Genomic DNA, 3,804 nt, shown 5'->3' with positions numbered 1-3,804 from the left:
CTCTGCCCCGCCGTTTTCGATGTCAATGTCAGGCGCGATACCGAACTGATACTGGCCAGCGCTTCGCCACGAAAACCAAGGCTACAAATTGCTTCGAGATCATTCAGATCAGCAATTTTGCTTGTTGCATGCCGGCTCAATGCCAGCACCAGCTCCTGCTCTGCAATGCCACTGCCGTTATCGCGCACCCGGATGAGCTTGCTACCGCCTTTCTCGATCTCTATTTCAATCTGATCTGCGCCAGCATCCAGGCTATTCTCCACCAGTTCTTTCACCACTGAAGCCGGGCGTTCAACAACCTCGCCCGCCGCGATCTGGTTAGCCAGCTGCGGTGACAGTATCCGGATCGGCATAATTATGGGATCCGCAGGGTCTGACCGACACGAATGCTGTCGGAAGTTAGCTGATTAACAGAGCGTAAGTCATCAATAGATACGTTGTAGCGCTGGGCCAGCAGAGATAATGACTCGCCTGCACTGACACGGTGCTCACGCGAACGCTGCTGGGCAAATAGCGAATCGGCAGGCGGAGACTTCTCAAAATGCCGCTTTAATGCACTAAACAGTGACTGTGCCAGCTTTGCCTGATGGCCACCGGATTTAAGTAGTTTTTCTTCCTGAGGGTTAGAAATAAAGCCTACTTCAACCAGAATAGAGGGGATATCAGGTGCTTTTAGCACCCCCAGACTGGCGGCTTGTGGCTCTTTTTTATGCAGGTAAGCAATTTTATCCAGCTCCTGCAGCACCTCATTGGCGACCTGATAGGCCGTAACCATCGAATGATTCATCGACAAATCCAATACGGTTTGTGCCAGATAGCGCTCGTTAGCCGAGTCTTTAATAATTTCCGCTACACCGCCCAGTAACTCTGAGTGCCGCTCTGTTTGTTCCAGCATTCGGCCAACTTCCGTGGTTGCCCGGCGCAGCGACAGCACCCACACCGAAGCGCCACGCGGTTGCGGCGAAGTAAAAGCGTCAGCATGAATAGAAACCAATAAATCCGCCTGCTGGCCCCTGGCAATTTCAGTGCGCTTATTGACATGGATATAGTAGTCGTTAGTACGCACCATCATCGCTTTCATACCCGGCTGAGCATCAATTAGTCTGGCCAGTTGTTTTGCGATAGGCAGCGTTATATTTTTCTCGTAAAAGCCACTTGGGCCAATAGACCCCGGGTCTTCACCGCCATGTCCGGCATCAATCGCAATCACGATATCGCGTGCTGCCCGGATAGCTGCAGGAGGCGCCGGTTGTGCCGGGTTATTGTCAGGCAAATCGACCACTAAACGATGGCCGTAAGGTGGAGTCGGCGGCAATGAAAAAACATTCGCTTTAGCCGCCCGGGTTAAATCCAGCACGATGCGCATTTTATTACCGTCGCCACTGCTACGGATGCTTTTAATCAATGCTGACTCACCGGAGATCTGCGGTAAGCTGCTGCCGCCTTTAGTGTTATTCAGGTCGATAACCAGACGGTCTGGTTTATCCAGCGCAAAGCTTTTGTGCTCCGGCGCCGTTGCCATATCAAACACAACACGGGTGTTGTCAGGTGATGGCCATACCCTTACGCCCTGCACCTGATTCACCGCAGCAGCTGAAAAACTGCCAATGGTCAGCAACAGTAGTAAGTAGCCCCTGACTTTTTTGTAATAATTATTCTGCATCATCCGTTAAGGCTTTTATTATGGTAGTACCGGCATCAGTATTAGCGCTTACTGAGACATGCCTGTGCTCTGCTTCAAAAACTAAGTGTATGTCGAGATCCGGCACAGGTAAATAACCCTGTCCCTGCTCTGGCCATTCAATCAGACACAATGTATCGGCGCGAAAATAGTCCCGGATCCCCATGAACTCCAACTCTTCGGCATCCCTAAGGCGGTAAAGATCAAAGTGAAACACCGTCAGAGCTGGCAGTTGGTATGGCTCAACCAGCGTATAGGTCGGGCTTTTTACCGTCCCCTTATGCCCCAGTGCTAGCAAGAGGCCCCGGCTGAATGTGGTTTTTCCAGCGCCTAAGCCGCCGTGCAAAAACAGTGTCATACCGGGTTGAATATACCGGGCTACCTTACGGGCCAGCAATAAGGTTGCAGATTCATCCTGTAATACTTGTTGATATTGCGCCACCGGCCACCACTCTTCTGCTACTGCTTCAAAACGACACTATGTTAACAAATTAATCACCATCCGGGCCAGTAAAACCGCACGATGCAGCTAAGACTGTCAGTAAGAGACCAAGTTCCGCCATAACTAGGCGATATCATTGTAATTATGCTAGATTATGCCGTCTTTATCAGGGGTATTATGACGTCTATGGATTACGCCGAACTGGCTGAAAAAATTAAACTCTGGGCGCAACAGCTTGGGTTTGACCAGCTGGGTATTACAGATGTCAGCCTGCCCGATGCCGAGCGCCAGCTACAAAAGTGGCTCGACGCCGGTTACCATGGCGAAATGGACTATATGGCAAGCCACGGCATGCTGCGTGCAAGACCGGCAGAACTGGTACCAGGTACATTACGTGTGCTCAGTGTCCGAATGAACTACTTGCCTAAAGGTGCTGGCTTTGCCACTAATCTTGCAGATCCGTTACAGGCCTATATCAGCCGCTATGCGTTGGGCCGCGACTATCATAAGCTGATCCGCAACCGGCTTAAGCAGCTAGGTGAACGCATTAATCAGCATGTAGCCGAACTGGGCTATCGGCCTTTTACCGACTCAGCGCCTATTCTGGAGCGGCCACTGGCGCAAAAAGCGGGGCTGGGTTGGGTTGGTAAACACAGTTTGCTACTGAATCAGGATGCCGGCTCCTGGTTTTTTCTCGGTGAATTGCTGGTTAACCTGCCGCTACCAACCGATACGCCTCATGACGGAAATTGCGGCAGCTGTGTAGCCTGTATTACCAGTTGCCCAACGGGTGCTATTGTAGAACCTTATGTCGTTGACGCCAGGCGCTGTATCTCTTATCTGACAATAGAGTTGCAAGGTGCAATACCTGAAGAATTCAGGCCTTTGCTGGGGAACCGCATATACGGCTGTGATGATTGTCAGTTGGTATGCCCGGAAAACCGCGATGCCCCGCTGTCGATAGAAGGCGACTTTCAGCGCCGGAAACAATGGCAAAGCCAGAGCCTGCTCAGTTTGTTCGCCTGGCACGAGCACGAATTTTTAAGCTTTACCGAAGGCAGTGCAATAAGGCGTATTGGCTTCGAACGCTGGCAGCGCAACATTGCGGTGGCGCTTGGTAACGCACCTTACCAGCAGGAGATTATGCAGGCACTACAGGCTAAACTGGACAGTGCCAGTGAATTGGTTGCAGAGCATATTCAATGGGCACTTAAACAGCAAAAACGTAAAAGCTGGCAAGCTGAATCACTGTTACCGCGCAGTACAGAGCGTCTTGTCAGAATTATTCAGAAGGGTTTACCACGCGACGCCTGATAATTTGTAAGTCTGCGCGCTGTTGCTGCCGTCTGGCAGCTAATTGCACAATCTGCGCCCGCCGCTCCGTTGAGGCAGTATGCCATTCCATAATGTCCAGCAGTGACCGTCCACACCCAATGCAGCAATCTTGCTGATCCAGGCAACAGTTTCGGACACAAGGTGATTCAGACATAGCGGTTAATGCTTTGCGTTGTATGCAGTAACTATATCGTAGACCATTATTTGCAGATAGTAAAAATCCACCTCCATAGGAGGTGGCTTTGCGTTGGCCCCCTATAAGGGGGCTTAATTATTTTCTACATCCAGCCTTAATTGACGTTCCTCGTCTTCTCTGCCCACTTTATCCTGATGCCTGACATAGCGC

Annotated in this window: 5 protein-coding genes; 1 reads left to right on the top strand and 4 read right to left on the bottom strand. The window is 51.0% G+C overall.

Annotation, left to right across the window (positions count from 1 at the left end; genetic code table 11):
• The 3 genes from mutL to tsaE all read right to left on the bottom strand — a co-directional run.
• On the bottom strand, positions 1 to 353 hold a 353-nt coding region (gene mutL / locus VIN66_RS17870; RefSeq protein WP_331925245.1), incomplete at its 3' end, for a DNA mismatch repair endonuclease MutL.
• Between the two features lie 2 nt (positions 354 to 355).
• Positions 356 to 1,666 (bottom strand): N-acetylmuramoyl-L-alanine amidase, encoded by a 1,311-nt coding sequence (locus VIN66_RS17865; protein ID WP_331925244.1) that lies wholly within the window; start codon positions 1,664 to 1,666, stop codon positions 356 to 358.
• A complete protein-coding gene (gene tsaE, locus VIN66_RS17860; RefSeq protein WP_331925243.1) occupies positions 1,653 to 2,123 on the bottom strand; it encodes a tRNA (adenosine(37)-N6)-threonylcarbamoyltransferase complex ATPase subunit type 1 TsaE in 471 nt (156 codons plus the stop codon). Before tsaE ends, VIN66_RS17865 begins: the two co-directional genes overlap by 14 nt.
• A gap of 186 nt (positions 2,124 to 2,309) precedes the next feature.
• Here tsaE and queG point away from each other — a divergent pair, with 186 nt between their 5' ends.
• The gene (gene queG, locus VIN66_RS17855) at positions 2,310 to 3,437 is read left to right on the top strand and encodes a tRNA epoxyqueuosine(34) reductase QueG (protein ID WP_331925246.1); all 1,128 of its coding nucleotides are present in this window, start codon (positions 2,310 to 2,312) and stop codon (positions 3,435 to 3,437) included.
• Here the strand turns inward: queG and VIN66_RS17850 are convergent.
• Complete coding sequence (locus VIN66_RS17850) at positions 3,406 to 3,612, bottom strand: DUF1289 domain-containing protein (protein WP_331925242.1); 207 nt, start codon at positions 3,610 to 3,612, stop codon at positions 3,406 to 3,408. The two genes, queG and VIN66_RS17850, sit on opposite strands and share 32 nt — an antisense overlap.
• Positions 3,613 to 3,804: the final 192 nt, after the last annotated feature.

Source organism: Rheinheimera sp. (genome assembly GCF_036568245.1).
Classification (GTDB): domain Bacteria; phylum Pseudomonadota; class Gammaproteobacteria; order Enterobacterales; family Alteromonadaceae; genus Alishewanella.
This window is presented reverse-complemented; position numbering and strand designations above follow the sequence as displayed.

Coding starts and splice junctions, on each gene's coding strand:
- VIN66_RS17850 (WP_331925242.1), bottom strand. CDS start 3,612: ATGTCTGAATCACCTTGTGTCCGAAACTGTTGCCTGGATCAGCAAGAT.
- queG (WP_331925246.1), top strand. CDS start 2,310: ATGGATTACGCCGAACTGGCTGAAAAAATTAAACTCTGGGCGCAACAG.
- VIN66_RS17865 (WP_331925244.1), bottom strand. CDS start 1,666: ATGATGCAGAATAATTATTACAAAAAAGTCAGGGGCTACTTACTACTG.